Origin of the sequence: Thermosynechococcus sp. HY596 (assembly GCF_030518715.1) — a bacterium.
GTDB lineage: Bacteria > Cyanobacteriota > Cyanobacteriia > Thermosynechococcales > Thermosynechococcaceae > Thermosynechococcus.
The window spans coordinates 447,126-466,488 of sequence record NZ_CP130346.1 but is presented as its reverse complement, the minus strand read 5'-3'; the positions used below and the strand labels follow the sequence as shown (position 1 = coordinate 466,488).

Sequence of the window (19,363 nt, the reverse complement as noted above, 5' to 3'; positions counted from 1 at the left end):
ACAACCTTAACCTGAGCTGGCCGTCTAGGAGCACTGATTAAAGGCATTGATGCGCCACCAGCGGATATTTTCTGCCTCAAAGCGGCCATCTAAATCCACTCGTACTGAAAAGTCAAACCAAGCAGCGGGGGGAATTTCCATCCCCCACAGGCGATCGCTCCCCAGAACAACGCTAATCAGGCACTGCAAAAAGCCGCCATGACTAATACACCAAACACAGTCCTCATCCCTGTGGCGTCGGAGCTGTTTCCAAGCCTGTTTTGCCCGCTGCCAAGCCATGGCCATTGACTCTGCCTCGGGAACTGGAATCAGGTAGTCACTCTCCTCCAGTTCTTCACAAAGATCGGGATGTTGCGCCTGCGCCTGTGCCCACGTGAGTCCTGTGAAAATGCCCTGATCAATTTCAATTAACTCCGCCAACTCTTGAACCTTTAAGTCAGGACAAGGATTCATGAGTGTCGCCGTATCGCGGCAGCGTTGCAGCGGACTGGTGTAAATGGCATGGGGTAAGGGGAGCTTTTCCCGTAAGGCAAGGACTTGCTGCCGTCCTCGTTCTGTGAGGGGTACATCCTGCCGCCCGAGCATGACGCCTGAAGCATTACCAACGGCTTCTCCATGGCGAATCAAAATTAGACGCATAATGTGATTCTCCGGCAATTGGCAAGTGTAACCCCTGATCGCTAAAATTATCCTACTGTGTGGCTAATCTCTATCTTCAGCCTCAAATTTATTCATATTTTTTGACTGCGTACCTGTGCCTGTAACACTCTCTGCTCCCCCCATCCGTCCTGCTTGGCATGGCCTGATTCACGCTTACGGTGAGTTTTTGCCTGTGAGCGATCGCACCCCAGTGGTCACCCTCTATGAAGGCAATACCCCACTGATTCCCGTGCCTCAAATTGCAGCCCGCATTGGCCGCAACGTCGCGGTGTATGTCAAGTACGATGGCCTCAACCCCACAGGCAGCTTCAAAGATCGTGGCATGACCATGGCCATTTCCAAGGCTAAGGAAGCGGGAGCCGAAGCTGTGATTTGTGCCAGCACAGGAAATACCTCGGCCTCAGCAGCGGCCTACGCGAGACGGGCAGGCTTACGGGCCTATGTCTTGGTGCCCGAAGGGTACGTTGCCCAAGGAAAACTGGCCCAAGCGCTCCTCTATGGTGCTGAAGTGATTGCCATTGAGGGTAACTTTGATCAAGCTTTGGAAATCGTGCGCCTCATGGCAGAAACCTATCCCGTAACCTTGGTGAACTCGGTCAATCCCTATCGCCTAGAGGGGCAGAAAACCGCCGCCTTTGAGGTGGTGGATAGCTTGGGCAATGCCCCCGATTGGCTGTGTATTCCCATGGGTAATGCAGGAAACATTACTGCCTATTGGATGGGCTTTTGCCAGTATCGTGAGCAAAATCGTTGCGATCGCCTGCCGCGGATGATGGGCTTTCAAGCAGCGGGATCTGCCCCCCTTGTCAAGGGCGAGGTTGTCACCCATCCCGAAACGATTGCGACGGCCATTCGCATTGGCAATCCTGCCAACTGGCAACGGGCGATCGCCGTCAAAGAAGCCAGCCAAGGTGCCTTTAATGCCGTCACCGATGAGGAAATCCTGAATGCCTATTGTCTGCTGGCTTCTGAGGAAGGTATCTTCTGTGAACCGGCTAGTGCGGCTTCTGTGGCGGGTCTCTTGAAATTGGCCGATCAGGTGCCCAGTGGTGCCACGGTGGTCTGTGTGCTGACGGGCAATGGTCTCAAGGATCCAGAAACAGCGCTCAAGCAACAGAGCGATCGCTTCCACCGCCACATTGAACCCACTGAGCAAACTGTAGCCAAGGTCATGGGCTTTTAGAAACCGCGCTCCGCTCGCATCAGGTGGCGACTTGCCTTCAAGAGTTGTACTGCGGCTCGATTGGTGGCTAAGCTGGCAACATTGGCGGTGGTGGGTGCAGCTGCTGTCAAGCTGGCAGGTTGGGCTAACTGCTGAGCACGGCTAAACAGATCGCGCACGGTGGGATTGCCCCCACGAAAGTAGGCCATTTCTGCTTCGGTGCGGGTCAACTCACGACTCACTTGAAAAGGCGCATCAAAGTAACTGCGGGAGAGATCCGCTTGACCCGTGCGAGCCTCACCGAGGTTGCGAGCAGCTTCATAAATACGGGTGGCTGCTTTGGCCGTTTCCTTGGCTTGGAAGTAGTTGCCGCTTTGCTGAAGTTGCTGGGCTGAGGCCAGTAGGCGATCGCCCAAGCTCAAGAGACTGGCATCTACCCCACTCATGGACTTTGCCCGCATCCCTTCATATTGCGCTTTGGCGAGGTCTCGAAACGCACTCCGCGCCTCCCGTTCCACAGAGCTAGATGAAGGAGAGCCGGGACGTGCCATTGCGGCTGGAGCGATCGCCAGCGGTAGGAGAATTGCTGCAACAGTGGTTGCCACAAGAGGTTGCCATCGTAGAGTCATCATCCTATCCTCCAATTCAACTTGAGTAAGCAGATCTGGCGCTTGGAGCAGTGGTTTGTGCCAGATACAGCTTGAGAATATCAAGTGAAAGTGACGTAAAAGTGACAGCCTATTCTAGGGAGCAAGGGGCAATCTGACGGTAAAGGTAGAACCTTGATTCTCTTGGCTGTGAACTGTGATGCTGCCCCGGTGAAGATGGACGATTTGGCGCACAATCGCTAGTCCTAGCCCTGAACCGCTAATGCCCTGTTGTCGCACCCGCTCATCCCGATAGAAATAATCAAAAATATGGGGCAGAGCCGCTTCACTAATTCCCATGCCTGTATCACTGACGTGAATTACTGCTGAGCTTCCCTGCGGTTCTAACCGAAGCGTAATCGTGCCTCCCTTGGGGGTATAGCGATCGGCATTGGTGAGCAGATTGAGGATCACTTGCTTGAGCATCTCGCGATCGCCCTGAATAAACATAGGAACCGATGGCACTTCGAGATAAAAGTGATGACTAGCTGTGCCTGTTTCCTGCCATTCTTGGACGACTTGCGCGATGAAGGGCACTAAATCAAAGGATGTGGCAAAGTCTGGGGGAGATACCCCCTCATAGCGAGCCAGAAAGAGCAAATCATTTACCAGTTGTCCCATGGCCTTCGCCAGCGTGGCCACTTTTTCTAGCCGAGGTAGGGACTGCTCAGGGGCTTGTCGAGCCAGCAGGAGTCCGACTTGGGCATGGCTGAGAATTGCTGCAATGGGTGCTCGCAGTTCGTGGGAAGCATTGGCCGTAAATCGAGCTAGGCGATCGCAGGCGGCCTCAAGACGCTGTCCCCGCAGATCCACTTCCTGATAGAGTTGGCGAAACCAATGAATTGCTAAACCACTACTGCCCAACCCCACCACCACCGCCAATAGGAGCACAACGGTATTGATCTGCCGCAGCGCCTCTAAATGTTGTTGGCGATCGGCCAAAAGGCGATCTTCTTCGCTCATGAAGGCGTTAATAGCAACACGGGAACGATCCATTGCCTGTTTTGCTTGCTCCAATTGCTGATAAAAGTAGAGTCGTTGCTCCGTCTCTGCTAGAGAAAGGTTGGGGGCGTCCTCCAGTTGCTGGGCTAACAAGTGAAAAGTTTCTTCTACTAAGGATTTGAAGTGCCGAAAGTGCTCTAACTGGTGTGGATTATCGCTGATCAGTACCTCTAAATTCTCAAGGGTTAAGGGCAATTGGGCGGCAGCAGTGTAGTACGGTTCGAGAAAGCCCACCTGTCGCGTGAGATGATAGCCGCGCACCCCTGTTTCAGCATCAATGAGGTGATTTAATAGCTCCCGTCCCTCAAGCTGCACCCGTTGCGTATGGCGCACCCATCCTTCGTAGTCCGCAATGCTAGCACTGAGCCAAATCAACACCCCCACAGTACTCAAGAGACAGCACACAGGTAGGGCAATGATGACAATGCCCCGTTGGGTGGGGGGCAGTCGCTGCCATCCTTGAACCTTTAGGCATAATCCCTTCAGCATCGTTCTAGGAACTGGCTTGTAGGCGGTAGCCCATACCGTAGATGGTCTCTAGCCAATCGGCACACCCCAGCTCCCCTAGGCGCAGGCGCAAGCGGCGAATTTGGGTACTGACGGCATTACTTTCTGGCTGATTGTCCCACTCCCAAAGGTTCAGTTCCAGTTGTTCGCGACTAATGACTTGCCCCGGATGACGCAGAAAAAACTCCAAAAACTGGTATTCCCTTGTGGAGAGCACGATCGTGCGATCGCCCCGTTGGAGTGTCATTGAGGGCAAATCTAAGACTAAATCTTGCAGATACAATTGATCGCCTAGCCATTGGGGCGATCGCCGGCCAAGGGCACGCACCCGCGCCAACAGTTCCATCACATCCACGGGCTTGATCAAATAATCATCGGCACCCGCATCTAGCCCCATCACTTTGTCAGCAGTGGTATCTTTGGCGGTGAGCAACAGTATGGGTGTGCTCTTCCCCTGTTGACGGTACTGGCTACACAGTTCGAGGCCACTGACTTTCGGTAGCATCCAGTCCAAAATCAGCAAGTCATAGGTTTTTTCCTGCATCAGCCATTGGGCTGTTTCTCCCTCCTGAACCCCATCCACCAGATGCCCCACGTGGGAGAGGGCAGTGCTCAGCGGCTCTAGTTGCTCTGGATCATCTTCTACGAGGAGAATGCGCATCCAACCAAACCCTGAGTCAACCTAGAGACACTACTCTAATAATTTTAGTTCTTGGCCTTTGTTGAATAGCCGCAACACCAGTTTCTCTAGCTCCACCCACACAAAGACAAGGGTGCTAAAGCCAATGCACACGGCTAGCTCAGTCCCCGAGAGCAGATAGGTACCAAAGAACCGTCGCAGAGGGGAGGCGTAGATCAGCAGGAGTTGCAGAATCGTTGTCAGGATGACTGAGCCCCAAACAAAAAGGTTGGAGGTGGGGCTCATTTCAAGCGTCAGCCGTGTACTGGAACGGGCGGCAAGGGCATGACCCATTTGAGCGAGACAGAGGGTGGTAAAAACCATGGTTGTCCAACGTCTTGGATCGAGTCCTCCTTCCAGATGTTCAGCGGTGTAGCTGTAGGCCCATACCATCAGGGAGATGCCGACGATCGCCAAGATCAAACCGACACGAATCATATAGGAACCCAAGCCACGGCTAAAAATACTTTCGTTGGGCTTAACAGGAGGACGCTTCATGACATCGGGATCCCCCGGCTCAACGGCAAGGGCAAGGGCAGGCAGGCCATCAGTCACCAAGTTCATCCAGAGGATTTGCAAGGGCGTTAGAGGCACACCTCCTAGTCCCAGTAGGGGTGAGCAGGCAATCGTGATCACTTCACCAATGTTGGAGCCGAGAATGTATTTAATAAAGCGACGAATATTGCTGTAGATCACTCGCCCTTCCTCGGTAGCCGCCACAATGGTTGCAAAGTTATCATCCAAGAGCACCATATCACTGGCTTCCTTGGTGACATCCGTCCCCGTAATCCCCATGGCTACGCCAATATCCGCTTGTTTGAGAGCCGGGGCATCATTCACACCATCCCCAGTCATGGCCACAATCTCACCGTGACGTTGCAGCGATTTGACAATCCGCAGTTTATGTTCCGGCGAGACCCGGGCATAGACACTGACGGTGGGGGTGGCGGCATCCAATTCCTCGGTACTGAGTTTTTCAATGTCCCGACCCGTGAGGGTACAGTCGCCCCACTCACAGATACCAATTTGACTGGCGATCGCCTGAGCTGTGAGTTGGTGATCTCCCGTAATCATAATCGGGCGAATCCCAGCAGTGCGACAGGTGGCGACGGCCGCCAGTACCTCCGGACGCGGGGGATCAAGAATGCCCACTAGCCCCAACCAGATCAAATCCTGCTCACTGGTGTCTACACTCTCCGCTGGTGGCAGCGCTGACCAGTAGCGATGGGCAATGCCCAAGACCCGCAGACCCTGAGCGGCAAAGCGATTGTTTTGCGCCAGAATCTCTTGACGCTCCGCCAGTGTGAGGGGTTGAATGTCTTGCCCCACTTGGCGCCATTGACAGCGTTCCAAGGTCAGCTCGGGTGACCCTTTGGTAATCATCCAGTAGGGTTCCTTGGCGGCAATCGCAGGAACGGACTCACTGCGGTAGAATGTACTCATGCGCTTGCGATCGGCATCAAAGGGAAACTCCACTACCCGCTCAGCCTTTTCCTGCAATGCTTTGAGGTCAATCCCCCCTTTAGCGGCCAAGGGCAGGAGAGAGCCTTCGGTCGGGTCGCCGAGAATCACCCACTCCGCTGCGTGTTGTTTAAGCAGGGCATCATTGCACAGCGCTCCCGCTAGAAGGAGCAGTTGGCGTTCGTATAGGGCTGAGGGGTCATCGGTATTGGCGTCATAAAATTCCCCCCTTGGTTCATAGCCATTGCCGCTCACCTTGGCGCGATAGGAGGAGGTTGCCACCGCCTGCACCACCATTTTGTTTTGGGTGAGGGTACCCGTTTTATCCGAGCAAATGGTTGTAACACTCCCCAGTGTCTCCACGGCCGGCAGCCGCCGAATCAGGGCATGGCGTTTCACCATCCGTTGCGTTCCCAAGGCAAGGGTGACGGTAATCACGGCGGGCAAGCCTTCGGGGACGACGGCCACCGCCATACTGAGGGAGACTTCAATGAGATGCGGCAGCAGTGAGAGATCGTAGAGCCCCCCAGCAATCACGACAATGCTCACCAGCACCAAAGCAATGGCGACTAGGCGATTTCCCAGCTCGGTCATCCGTTTTTGCAGAGGTGTGGGTTCCTGCTCCACCCCTTGCAGGGCAGCGGCAATTTTCCCTAGTTCAGTGTCCATGCCGATCGCGGTGACGATGGCGGCTCCTCGCCCTTGGTTGACCTCTGTGCCCGCAAAGACTAGATTGGCGCGATCGCCCAGTTCCGTATCAAGGGGCAAGATTTGCGCAGCATTTTTACTGGCGGCTTCTGCTTCACCGGTGAGTGCTGCCTCGCGGATTTGCAGGTTGACGGCTTCAAGGAGGCGACCATCGGCAGCCACTTTGACCCCCGCTTCCAAAAAGAAAATGTCCCCAACCACCAGTTCAGGGGAATCAATTTCCATGACCTTGCCCTCACGCAGGACACGCACTTTGGGCGCCGCCATACTTTTCAGCGCAGCGAGCGCCTCTTCAGCACGGGCTTCTTGGACATAGCCCAAAATGGCATTGAGAATGACCACCACCAGAATGGCGGTTGCGTCCTTGGGGAAGGGAATGGTGTTTTCTTCGAGGGATTCGAGAATCTCCAATGTGCCAGAGATGAAGGCCACCACGAGCAGCATGATCAGCATGACATTGCGAAACTGATCAATGAAAATCTGCCAGCGCGGGCGGCGACCATTGTCAACGAGTTCATTGCGGCCATATTGGACTTGTCGCCGTTGCACTTCTGCACAACTCAGTCCCTGTTGGCGATCGCTCCCTAGGCGGCTAATGACTTCATCAGCACTCAGAGCATGCCAAACTGATTCACGATCCATGGGGGAGGAGGCATTGGAGGAGGTCATGGCGGGTGAGGAGATGAACGGTTTTTATCCTTTCTTTATCTTCGTCTATTTTGCTGGAACCATACCAAAGCGCTGCCAATAGTCCTCATAGCGCGCCATCAGCGTCAGAGGTGGCTTAGGCTGTGTCCAAAACTCTACGAGGGTGTGTCCCGTTGCCCAAGTGTCTTGATCGAGGGGGCTACGACGTTGTAGCAGCAAGGGAGCCAAGGTTTTCAGATCAAAGGGGCGCGTTGGTACCTCGATGCGATCGCTGGCATTTTGCAACAGCGTGTAGAGTTCATAGGCCAGTTGCAATTTACAAAGAATCACCGGCAGGTGTTCTAGGGGCAGTTGTTCGGCGAGGAGCCATGCAGCGGCGGCAGACCCCGTGAGCATGGTCGAAAGAAACTGGAGCACTGGTCGCTTGAGCAAATCGGTAATGCCCTGACTGGTGGTGATGCGGTGGCAATAGGTGTCAATGAGGCGAGAAGCAGCGTGAAGCCGTGTCTGGCGATCGCTAAGCCAGCGAGCCATGCGGATCTGCTTGGCGGGGGCAATTAAATTCACAAGGGTATCACTGAGGGCATCGAGTCCCCAAGCTATGCGTTCTTCAGTGCCGTTGACAATCGGCAAAATATGGGGCGTATAGGTGCCCAACTGTTCTTGACGATAGGCCACCGCCTCGCGAATACTCACTTCCTTGGGACGGGTACCCCGTTGCCAGTCGTAGGGGGGATGCCATTCCCGCAGGGGGCGTAGCCGATCCACTTGGGTGACCGCCACCACAATCGGCAAGTCCCTCACCTGTTGGCGAATCAGTTGCAGGGCGGTGATGTCCGGGGCAAGGGCAGGATCCAGCGCTGGGGTTAGCAGCAGCACTACATCCATGCGCGGCAGTAATTCCCGCAGGCGAGCTTGAATATCGGCACCGCGAATATCTTCGTAGCCGGGGGTATCCCACAGGGTCAAATCCTCCTGCCAACGGTATTGCTGGATCTCGTTTGTGTTGGGCAAGGGGGAAACACGGGTGGTGGGGGCAGCAAATAAACTATTGATCAGGCTACTTTTGCCTGCGCCGGTGCGACCCACGAGAAAGACGTTCACAGGCTCAGTTTCGGCACGGGCAAGGGGCAGACTCTGCTCTAAAATGTCCTGTAATGTGCCTGTATCTGTGCGCGGGGTGGGGGTGGGCAATTCCAGTGGGGTGAGGCTGCCACTGTAGAGGGCGATCGCCCGCAGTCCCAAGGCCTTGAGCACCTGTTCCCGCAGGGTGAGTCCCAAGTTAGCAATCAGGGCTTGATTGGCCTTTTGCTGCTGCTCTTGGGTAAAGGTTTTGGTAATCGCCACACTGGGATTGAGGAGCCACTGCGCCCAATTCCAAGCCGTAAAGCCCCAACGCGCAACGGGTGCCACTTGCCGCGAGAGTTCATAGGCGCGCACTGCCTGCCCCACAGTTACCCGCGACAAAATTGGGTTGAGGGTTTCCAGCCAGCGATCCACATCATCAATCGTGTCCCGCAGCAGGCGATAGGCTTGGGGCACATAGATTTGCAACAGCGGACGTTGGGCATTAGGGTAATAGACTTTGGCAATCTCACTGACAAGGGTGTGTGCCCGCTGCCAAAAGAGTGGCCAATTTTCCCAAGGGGGCGGGTCTTGGCGGCTCTGCTCAAGGGTGTGTTGGAGAATCTTCAGGGCGCGTTGATCCGTTTCTGAATCACTGCTTCTTGGCAAATCAAAGGGACGGGGGTCAATCTCTGTCGGCTGACCCTTGAGCCAATGGGCAACCCCCCACCGCCACAGCAGCAGAATCAGCACGACTACTGCCCAGACCCAACTCAGTCCCCAAGTATGAATTTGGATCGAGGCGGCGGTGAGGATAAAGCTGGCGATCGCCACCAGTGGCAAGATCAAAAGAATCCACTGCCACCAAGAGGGCTGCATCGGCTAGGTGGTCACTAGTGACTCAAAGGGAATGCGTTGGGCGTGGCCCCAAAAGGCCTCAAGGTTGTAGTATTGACGTTCCTTGGGCAATTGCACATGGACAATCACATCACCGTAGTCCATCAGCACCCATGAACATTCCGCTTGGCCTTCAATATGTTGGGGTTGGCGTTGGCAATGTTCAAGAGCCGCCTCCTCAATCCCTTGATAAATGGCGCGCACTTGGGTTTTTGAGAGTCCCGTAATGATCACAAAGTAATCGGTGAGGTAGGACACACCACTCACATCCAAAAGGCAGATATCCACTCCTTTGCGATCGTCGGCGGCATAGGCGGCGGTCCATGCTAGTTTAAGGCTAGGGTCAGTAATTGCGGCTACCCGTTGCATCTGTTGAATAGTCAGGCTGCTGTCTCCTAAATGCACTCCTTTATCCTTTGATTTTACCTATTGGTTTAGGGAGGGGTAGGACAAATTTGTTACAAAACCTTACGAGTATTGCCCCCCACTGGCTGTGGTATCCCCACAACGGACAATGGCACACTGCTACCGCCAGACTCCTCGAGCAATTAGCCAACTATCAAGAGCAACTCCAAGAGCAACAACCCACTCTCCTCGTTCTTGCAGAACCCGATCCCCTCTCGTTTCTCAGTGGTTTTCTCGCAGCGCTCTCCACAGGGACGCCCCTATTACTGGCCAATCCCCACTGGCAATTCCAAGAGTGGCAGCAGGTGGCAGCGATTCTGCCTAGAAATTTCCTTGCTTGGGGAACGGTGCCCCCCCTCGACCCCCAAGGCTCTGAAGAACCATTGCCCCAAGGCTGGATTCTGATTCCCACTGGCGGCACTCAAGGGCGGTTGCGCTGGGCAATTCACACGGTGGCGACCCTTCAAGCGGCAGTAATGGGGCTGCAAAGCCATTTACAACAAAGGGCGATTTACTGTCTGAGTATTTTGCCCCTATACCATGTCAGTGGCCTGATGCCCGTGGTGCGATCGCTCTGGAGTGGTGGAGAACTCTATCTCGGTACCCATCTACGGGATCTACGGCAAACGGCGCCTCCTGCCAATGGCGATCTGTGGCTGTCTCTGGTACCGCGGCAACTGCAACAGGTGCTTGCAGACCCTCTGCCATGGCTAGCAGATTTAAGGGGCATTTTCGTGGGCGGTGGCCCCACTTGGTCGCAACTATTAGAGGAAGCAGCAACCCAGCGATTGCCTCTATGTCTCAGTTATGGCATGACAGAAACTGCTGGCATGATCTGTGCCCAACGGCAGGGGGAGTTTTTAGCGGGCGATCGCTCCTGTGGTCAAGTCTTACCCCATGCCCAAATTGCTTTAACCCCTACGGGGGAGATTCAGATTCAGGCCGCCTCCCTTGCCCTTGGCTATTACCCTGGGTTATTCCATGAAGGGATATTCCAAACGGACGATCGCGGCGAATGGCGGGGCGATCGCCTCTACATTTTGGGACGCAGCAGCCGCAAAATCATCAGTGGTGGTGAGAATATCTACCCCGAAGAGGTAGAGGCCTTACTCCTTAACAGTGGCCTTGTCCAAGACATCTACATCTACGGCGCACCCGACCCCCTTTGGGGTGAGCAGGTCATTGCCCTCTATGTGGGAGATGCCTCCCCTGAGGAACTCAGCCGATGGCTCAAACAGCAGTGCAGCGCCTACAAATGCCCTAAGAAATGGATTTCTGTGCCCCAAATTCCCCGCACGCCCCAAGGAAAAGTGCGATTATCCTCGATTGAGACCTAGCCACCACCATAAGCATGACCAAAACGAAAGCCAATACTTATCCCTAACTCAGCAAGGGTTTGAGGAGTGAGACAGGAGTATTGGGGTTCCCCGCTAATGCTACGCGAACATGCGAACTCTCATCCTTCGCAAGGGTTTCGAGGAGTGAGACAGGAGTATTGGGGTTCCCCGCTACTGCTGCGCGAACATTCGAACTCTCATCCTTCGCAAGGGTTTCGAGGAGTGAGACAGGGGTACTCGGGTTCCCCGCTACTGCTCTGCGGACAGTCCAATCGTTCGCAAGGGCTTCCAAAACAGAAGCAGGAGTATTCGGGTTCCGCGCTACTGCTCTGCGAACATCGCTATCCTCATCCTTCGCAAGGGTTTCGAGGAGTGAGACAGGAGTATTGGGGTTCCCCGCTACTGCCGCGCGAACATCCGTACAAAAGTGGCTAGCTAGCTCTGCTAGTCGGATGGTAGCGGTGTCGTTGCTCTTAGCCTCTTCAATCAACGAAACAATTTCAGGTCTTTCTGCTATTGCTTTACGAACCTCCCAATACCAATCCTCAGCAAGGGTTTCGAGGAGTGAAGCAGGAGTATTCGGGTTCCCCGCTACTGCTGCGCGAACATTCGAACTCTCATCCTTCGCAAGGGTTTCGAGGGCAGAGACAGGAGTATTGGGGTTCCCCGCTACTGCTGCGCGAACATCGCTATCCTCATCCTTCGCAAGGGTTTCGAGGGCAGAGACAGGAGTATTGGGGTTCCCCGCTACTGCTACGCGAACATCCGTATAAAAGTGGCTAGCTAGCTCTGCTAGTCGGATGGTAGCGGTGTCGTTGCTCTTAGCCTCCTTAATCAACGAAACAATGTCAGGTCTTTCTGCTACTGCTCTGCGAACATCGCTATCCTCATCCTTCGCAAGGGTTTCGAGGGCAGAGACAGGAGTATTCGGGTTCCCCGCTACTGCTGCGCGAACATCGCTATTCTCATCCTCAGCAAGGGTTTCGAGGGCAGAAGCAGGAGTATTGGGGTTCCCCGCTACTGCTGCGCGAACATTCGAACTCTCATCCTTCGCAAGGGTTTCGAGGGTAGAGACAGGAGTATTCGGGTTCCCCGCTACTGCTCTGCGAACATTCCAACTCTCATCCTTCGCAAGGGTTTCGAGGAGTGAAGCAGGAGTATTCGGGTTCCCCGCTACTGCTGCGCGAACATTCGAACTCTCATCCTTCGCAAGGGTTTCGAGGGTAGAGACAGGAGTATTGGGGTTCCACGCTACTGCCGCGCGAACATCCGTACAAAAGTGGCTAGCTAGCTCTGCTAGTCGGATGGTAGCGGTGTCGTTGCTCTTAGCCTCCTCAATCAACGAAACAATGTCAGGTCTTTCTGCTACTGCTGCGCGAACATCGCTATTCTCATCCTCAGCAAGGGTTTCGAGGGTAGAGACAGGAGTATTGGGGTTCCCCGCTACTACTGCGCGAACATTCGAACTCTCATCCTTCGCAAGGGTTTCGAGGGCAGAAGCAGGAGTATTGGGGTTCCACGCTACTGCCGTGCGAACCAACCAATTCTCATCCTCAGCAAGGGTTTCGAGGGCAGAGACAGGAGTATTGGGGTTCCCCGCTACTACTGCGCGAACATTCGAACTCTCATCCTTCGCAAGGGTTTCGAGGGCAGAAGCAGGAGTATTGGGGTTCCACGCTACTGCCGTGCGAACATCGCTATCCTCATCCTCAGCAAGGGTTTCGAGGGCAGAAGCAGGAGTATTGGGGTTCCACGCTACTGCCGTGCGAACATTCCAATACCTATCCTTCGCAAGGGTTTCGAGGGCAGAGACAGGAGTATTGGGGTTCCCCGCTACTGCTCTGCGAACATCGCTATCCTCATCCTTCGCAAGGGTTTCGAGGGCAGAGACAGGAGTATTCGGGTTCCCCGCTACTGCCGTGCGAACCAACCAATTCTCATCCTCAGCAAGGGTTTCGAGGGCAGAAGCAGGAGTATTGGGGTTCCCCGCTACTGCTCTGCGAACATCCGTACAAAAGTGACTAGCTAGCTTTGCTAGTCGGATGGTAGCGGTGTCGTTGCTCTTAGCTTCCTCAATCAGCGAAACAATTTCAGGTCTTTCTGCTACTGCTCTGCGAACATTCCCACTCTCATCCTTCGCAAGGGTTTCGAGGGCAGAAGCAGGAGTATTGGGGTTCCCCGCTAATGCTACGCGAACATTCCAACGCTCATCCTTCGCAAGGGTTTCGAAGGTAGAGACAGGAGTATTCGGGTTCCCCGCTACTGCTGCGCGAACATCCGTATAAAAGTGGCTAGCTAGCTCTGCTAGTCGGATGGTAGCGGTGTCGTTGCTCTTAGCTTCCTCAATCAGCGAAACAATTTCAGGTCTTTCTGCTACTGCTCTGCGAACATCGCTATCCTCATCCTCAGCAAGGGTTTCGAGGGCAGAGACAGGAGTATTGGGGTTCCCCGCTACTGCTGCGCGAACATCCGTATAAAAGTGGCTAGCTAGCTCTGCTAGTCGGATGGTAGCGGTGTCGTTGCTCTTAGCTTCCTCAATCAGCGAAACAATTTCAGGTCTTTCTGCTACTGCTCTGCGAACATCGCTATTCTCATCCTTCGCAAGGGTTGCCAAAACAGAAGCAGGAGTATTGGGGTTCCCCGCTACTGCTGCGCGAACATCCCAATACCTATCCTTCGCAAGGGTTTCGAGGGCAGAGACAGGAGTATTGGGGTTCCCCGCTACTGCTACGCGAACATCCGTACAAAAGTGACTAGCTAGCTTTGCTAGTCGGATGGTAGCGGTGTCGTTGCTCTTAGCCTCTTCAATCAACGAAACAATTTCAGGTCTTTCTGCTATTGCTCTGCGAACATCGCTATCCTCATCCTTCGCAAGGGTTTCGAGGGCAGAGACAGGAGTATTCGGGTTCCCCGCTACTGCTGCGCGAACATTCCAACTCTCATCCTTCGCAAGGGTTTTGAGGAGTGAAGCAGGAGTATTCGGGTTCCCCGCTACTGCTGCGCGAAACCACCAATCCTCATCCTCAGCAAGGGTTTCGAGGGCAGAAGCAGGAGTATTCGGGTTCCCCGCTACTGCCGCGCGAACATCCGTACAAAAGTGGCTAGCTAGCTCTGCTAGTCGGATGGTAGCGGTGTCGTTGCTCTTAGCTTCCTCAATCAGCGAAACAATTTCAGGTCTTTCTGCTACTGCTCTGCGAACATCGTTATCCTCATCCTTCGCAAGGGTTTCGAGGGCAGAGACAGGAGTATTCGGGTTCCCCGCTACTGCTGCGCGAACATCCCAATCCTCATCCTTCGCAAGGGTTTCGAAGGTAGAGACAGGAGTATTGGGGTTCCCCGCTACTGCTACGCGAACATCCGTACAAAAGTGACTAGCTAGCTTTGCTAGTCGGATGGTAGCGGTGTCGTTGCTCTTAGCCTCTTCAATCAACGAAACAATTTCAGGTCTTTCTGCTATTGCTCTGCGAACATCCCAATCCTCATCCTTCGCAAGGGTTTCGAGGGCAGAGACAGGAGTATTGGGGTTCCCCGCTACTGCTGCGCGAACATTCCAACTCTCATCCTTCGCAAGGGTTTTGAGGGCAGAAGCAGGAGTATTGGGGTTCCCCGCTAATGCTACGCGAAGAGGCTGAGCAAGGGTTGCCAAAACAGAAGCAGGAGTATTCGGGTTCCCCGCTACCGCTTGGCGAACATCCGTACAAAAGTGGCTAGCTAGCTCTGCTAGTCGGATGGTAGTGGTGTCGTTGCTCTTAGCCTCCTCAATCAACGAGACAATTTCAGGTCTTTCTGCTATTGCTTTACGAACCTTCCAATACCAATCCTCAGCAAGGGTTTCGAGGGCAGAGACAGGAGTATTGGGGTTCCCCGCTACTGCTGCGCGAACATCGCTATCCTCATCCTCAGCAAGGGTTTCGAGGAGTGAGACAGGAGTATTGGGGTTCCCCGCTACTGCTGCGCGAACATCGCTATCCTCATCCTCAGCAAGGGTTTCGAGGGTAGAGACAGGAGTATTGGGGTTCCCCGCTACTACTTCACGAACATCGCTATACTCATCCTTCGCAAGGGTTTCGAGGGCAGAAGCAGGAGTATTCGGGTTCCCCGCTACTGCTGCGCGAACATCCGTACAAAAGTGGCTAGCTAGCTCTGCTAGTCGGATGGTAGCGGTGTCGTTGCTCTTAGCCTCCTCAATCAACGAAACAATTTCAGGTCTTTCTGCTATTGCTCTGCGAACATCGCTATCCTCATCCTTCGCAAGGGTTTCGAGGGCAGAGACAGGAGTATTGGGGTTCCCCGCTACTACTGCGCGAACATCCCAACTCTCATCCTTCGCAAGGGTTTCGAGGGCAGAGACAGGAGTATTCGGGTTCCCCGCTACTGCTGCGCGAACATATTTATCCTTATCCTTCGCAAGGGTTGCGAGGAGTTCAGGAAGAATCGTTTTTGCCCTAGCCGCCTGCTGTCTTACTTTTGCGCTTTGACGCTGAACTGCAACTGTCAATGCCCAAGTCGGCGGCTCTGTAAGCTTTAATATTCGTATTAAGGTTTCATCACTGATGCTCTGTAGTTCACTGTCTTGGAGCACAAGGAGTTTCATCCCAGGATTGCGAGCTACTGCCACTGGAAATTCCTCAGCTAGTTTATAGAGGGTCGCTGGAGGGGTCTGGGGATTCATCGCCACTTTACGGCGGACATTGGCCGCTGGATGTTGTGCTAAAGTTGTCAGGAGAGCATGGGATGCACTGGGGTTCTTGGCAAGAGCTTCTGCTAACGGTTTATTGCTTTGAGCTTCCGATAGCCAAGCCTCTAGGACTTCAGCAGGGGTATTGCCATTGGCAGCAACCGCAAGGCGCACTTTTTTATCGGGGTCATTGGCCAACATCCGTAAAATGTTTGGTGAAGTAGTAGCAGACTGCGCTACCTGCCGACGTACACAAGGGTCAGGATGCTGAGCTGCAGTAGTCATCGAATTAACATCAAAATCATCAATATCCATTGCGCGCCACAATTTTTATTTGTGATATTGGTACTAGTCTGTTATTGTAATTCTAGCTTTAGTTGTTAACTATGGTTGAGTTGCTTCCTAATCAGTTGAACGTGTTGAGGGGTTATTGCTCGGCAAGAAATCAACTGAAAGCCCCCGATCGTTTCAACGCTAGCTAGCGCAGCGGCAACAAAAATAAACGGGCAGGGATGCCCTACAAAATAGGCACCTTCTCCTGCCCAAGGGGCTTGATGCTAGCCAACCACAGAAGCCGTGCTGCGACGCCGCCGAATTCCCGTGGTCACCGTGGGGGTGACTTCGATCGGTTGTAGGAGCAATAGGACTGAGGCATTGCCCTGAAGTTCACGGCGCACCAGTCGCACCAGTTCCCGTTCAATGTGGGCTTTGACCCCTGCCCAATCGATATCGCCGTTGCGGGCATATTCACTCCAGCGATCGCTCAAAGCGGTTTCGACCGTGGCATGTACCCAAGCCTGCCAAGCCTGTGGCTCAATCGCCGTGACCACGCCCCGCAGGTGGACTTCAGGAGTGGCCTTCAGGCTACCATCAGTACCCACCGCCACCGCCACGGTGATAATGCCTTCCTCAGCCAGTTGTTGTCGCTCTTGCAGCACATGGGCTTTGACGATGCCACCGCGATCTAGTAACTCAATGCCAGCAGGCACCTTATCGACGACCCGAATCGAGTCACGGGTAAGTTCCACCACATCGCCGTTGTCAATAATCACCATATTCTCCGGGGGAATGCCCATGCTCTGAGCCGTTTGGGCGTGTTTCACCAGCATGCGGTGCTCGCCATGTACGGGTAAAAAGAACTTGGGCTTGGTCAACGCCAGCATCAGCTTTTGATCCTCTTGGCAGGCATGACCAGAGACGTGAATGCCCTGTTCGCGACCGTAGATGACTTTGGCGCCTTGCATCATCAGGCGATCGATCATGTTGACCACGGCAATCGTGTTCCCCGGAATAGGGTGAGCTGAGAGAATCACAGTATCGCCGGGGCGAATTTTAATTTTGTTGTGTTCCCCTTTGGAAATCCGCGTCAGGGCAGATAGGGGTTCCCCTTGGGAGCCAGTGGTCAGGTACATCACCTGATGATCGGGGTACTTGTGCATCATGTGCAGTGGCACAAAGAGATCGTCTGGGCAGCGAATGTAGCCCAACTGCCGCGCATGGGCAATGACATTGAGCATCGATCGCCCCAAGACCGAAACCACGCGGCCATATTTTTGAGCCAGCTCTAAAGCCATACTCAGGCGATGTACCGAAGAGGCAAAGGTGGTAAAAATAATCCGCCCCTCTGCTTGGCTAAAGGCACGATCCAAGTTGGGAAACACCGATCGCTCCGAGGGGGTGTGGCCGGGCACTTCCGAATTGGTGGAGTCACTAATGAGACAGAGAACCCCCTTCTCCCCATGCTCCGCTAGCCGCTGAATGTCAAAGCACTCGCCATCAACGGGGGTAAAGTCAAATTTGAAATCCCCGGTGTGGATAATCACGCCAATGGGGGTATGAATCGCCACGGAGAAGCTATCGGCAATGGAATGGGTATTGCGGATATACTCCACAAGGAAGTTTTTGCCCAAACGCACCATCTCCCGCGGCTGTACCGTGCGCAGTTCGGTGCGATCGCCAACCCCTGCCTCTTCCAGCTTCCCTTGGAGCAGTGCCATCGCAAGACGCGGGCCATAGATGACGGGAATATCAAACTGCTTGAGGTGAAAGGCAATGCCACCAATGTGATCCTCGTGGCCGTGGGTGACAATCATTCCCTTGATTTTGTCGCGGTTTTGCCGCAGGTACGTCATATCGGGCAGGACGATATTGACCCCGTGCATGCCATCGGTGGGAAAGGCTAACCCTGCGTCCAGCAAAATAATTTCATCTTGGAATTCAAAAACACAGGTGTTCTTACCAATTTCATGCAGCCCACCGAGGGGAATAATTTTTAGGGCAGCAGTTGCAGCGGATTGACTCATAGGTCTCCTTACGATGAAACAACAAAAAAGGTGCAGCTTGGGAAATGCCCAGCGTTGTCTTAAGACTTCAGTAGGCCAAGAGCATCTAAAACAGGCTTCAATTGGCTAATCACAGCGTCACTCGCAGATGTGAGGGGCAGTCGGGGAGCACCCACCGCCCAACCTTGCAGGCTGAGGGCAGCTTTAATCGGAATCGGATTCGTCGTCACAAATAAAACCTTGAACAGGGGCAATAGTTGACAATGAATAGCAGTCGCTGTCGCTGTGTCGCCTTGGATAAAAGCTTGGATCATCTCTTGAATCCGTCGACCAACAAGGTGACTGGCCACACTGACGACACCATAACCACCAACGGCCAGCAATGGCAACGTTAGGGAATCATCGCCGGAGTAAATGCGAAAGGTCGGCGGTAGGGCAGCACGTAGGGCACTGGCTTGATCAAGGCTGCCGCTGGCTTCTTTGATGGCAACAATGTTTGGGTAGTCAGCAAGGCGGATCACTGTTTCTGGTAGCAGGTTCTGCCCTGTGCGGCCGGGGATGTTGTAGAGCATAAGGGGAAAGTCCGGCACTGCCTTGGCGATCGCCTGAAAATGGGCGTAAAGACCCTCTTGAGGGGGTTTGTTGTAGTAGGGTACCACCAAGAGGGCACCATCGAGGCCGAGTTCTGCGGCCTTTGCCGTGGCATGAATGGCTTCACGAGTGGAGTTGGAACCCGTACCTGCAATCACCTTGGCTTTGCCTGCCACAGCCTGCTGCACTGTTTGAAAGAGTTGAAATTCCTCTTCCCAAGTGAGGGTGGGGGATTCGCCGGTAGTGCCGCAAACAACAATACCATCGGAGCCATTGGCCACAAGGTGCTGTGCCAGTTCTGCCGCCACATCGTAGGCGATCGCGCCATCGGCTGTAAATGGCGTAATCATGGCGGTAATCACACGTCCAAAGTCAGTCACAGTCCACCCTCAGCCAAGTCCTGTTGAGTTGCCGAATTGTGACCGCGCGGCTGTACACGCGCCGGCGATCGCCCCCACCACCACTCCGACGGCGAATCCCCAACAGGGGAGACAACAGACGCCAGTAGCAAATTTGGCTCAAACTCAAGGCAGTGATGGCAGTGACACAGGCAAAGTAGTCAATGAACACCACCTTCCCATCTAAGCCTTCGATGGCGGGGGGGGCAGCGGTTGTGGGAGAGTTGGGCATAGGC

General features: G+C 54.2%; 13 protein-coding genes. 2 read left to right on the top strand and 11 right to left on the bottom strand.

The genetic code is table 11. The features are described from left to right. Positions 1-24 precede the first annotated feature (24 nt). Complete coding sequence (locus QYC28_RS02315) at positions 25-639, bottom strand: histidine phosphatase family protein (protein WP_149817816.1); 615 nt, start codon at positions 637-639, stop codon at positions 25-27. A gap of 115 nt (positions 640-754) precedes the next feature. Here QYC28_RS02315 and thrC point away from each other — a divergent pair, with 115 nt between their 5' ends. Beyond that, positions 755-1,843: a threonine synthase gene (gene thrC / locus QYC28_RS02310; protein WP_149817814.1), complete on the top strand. Its 1,089-nt coding sequence runs from the start codon at positions 755-757 to the stop codon at positions 1,841-1,843. Here thrC and QYC28_RS02305 read toward each other — a convergent pair. From QYC28_RS02305 to rsfS, 6 genes are all read right to left on the bottom strand, one after another. Further along, the gene (locus QYC28_RS02305) at positions 1,840-2,454 is read right to left on the bottom strand and encodes a hypothetical protein (RefSeq protein WP_149817812.1); all 615 of its coding nucleotides are present in this window, start codon (positions 2,452-2,454) and stop codon (positions 1,840-1,842) included. The genes thrC and QYC28_RS02305 overlap by 4 nt on opposite strands. A gap of 111 nt (positions 2,455-2,565) precedes the next feature. Beyond that, positions 2,566-3,960 (bottom strand): ATP-binding protein, encoded by a 1,395-nt coding sequence (locus tag QYC28_RS02300; protein WP_302679773.1) that lies wholly within the window; start codon positions 3,958-3,960, stop codon positions 2,566-2,568. Between the two features lie 4 nt (positions 3,961-3,964). Beyond that, positions 3,965-4,639 carry a two-component system response regulator RppA gene (gene rppA, locus QYC28_RS02295; RefSeq protein ID WP_149817808.1) on the bottom strand — a complete coding sequence of 225 codons (675 nt, stop codon included), beginning with the start codon at positions 4,637-4,639 and terminating at the stop codon, positions 3,965-3,967. 30 nt (positions 4,640-4,669) lie between these two features. Continuing rightward, a complete protein-coding gene (locus tag QYC28_RS02290) occupies positions 4,670-7,468 on the bottom strand; it encodes a cation-translocating P-type ATPase (RefSeq protein ID WP_302679772.1) in 2,799 nt (932 codons plus the stop codon). 72 nt (positions 7,469-7,540) lie between these two features. Next, entirely contained in the window at positions 7,541-9,418 is a 1,878-nt protein-coding gene (locus QYC28_RS02285) for a GTPase family protein (protein ID WP_302679771.1), read from the bottom strand. Between the two features lie 3 nt (positions 9,419-9,421). Beyond that, complete coding sequence (rsfS, locus tag QYC28_RS02280; protein WP_226971989.1) at positions 9,422-9,805, bottom strand: ribosome silencing factor; 384 nt, start codon at positions 9,803-9,805, stop codon at positions 9,422-9,424. Positions 9,806-9,891: 86 nt separating this feature from the next. Here rsfS and QYC28_RS02275 point away from each other — a divergent pair, with 86 nt between their 5' ends. Then, positions 9,892-11,178, top strand: coding sequence for an AMP-binding protein (locus QYC28_RS02275; protein ID WP_302679770.1), 1,287 nt, complete (start codon positions 9,892-9,894; stop codon positions 11,176-11,178). Positions 11,179-11,221: 43 nt separating this feature from the next. Here QYC28_RS02275 and QYC28_RS02270 read toward each other — a convergent pair whose 3' ends face one another. The 4 genes from QYC28_RS02270 to QYC28_RS02255 form a co-directional block, all read right to left on the bottom strand. After that, on the bottom strand, positions 11,222-16,057 hold the full coding sequence (locus QYC28_RS02270; RefSeq protein WP_302679769.1) for a hypothetical protein: 4,836 nt from the start codon (positions 16,055-16,057) through the stop codon (positions 11,222-11,224). A gap of 356 nt (positions 16,058-16,413) precedes the next feature. Further along, positions 16,414-18,159, bottom strand: coding sequence for a ribonuclease J (locus QYC28_RS02265; RefSeq protein WP_302679768.1), 1,746 nt, complete (start codon positions 18,157-18,159; stop codon positions 16,414-16,416). A 59-nt stretch (positions 18,160-18,218) separates the two neighbouring features. After that, complete coding sequence (gene dapA, locus QYC28_RS02260; RefSeq protein ID WP_302679767.1) at positions 18,219-19,109, bottom strand: 4-hydroxy-tetrahydrodipicolinate synthase; 891 nt, start codon at positions 19,107-19,109, stop codon at positions 18,219-18,221. Further along, positions 19,102-19,359 carry a hypothetical protein gene (locus tag QYC28_RS02255; protein WP_190278169.1) on the bottom strand — a complete coding sequence of 86 codons (258 nt, stop codon included), beginning with the start codon at positions 19,357-19,359 and terminating at the stop codon, positions 19,102-19,104. Before QYC28_RS02255 ends, dapA begins: the two co-directional genes overlap by 8 nt. Positions 19,360-19,363: the final 4 nt, after the last annotated feature.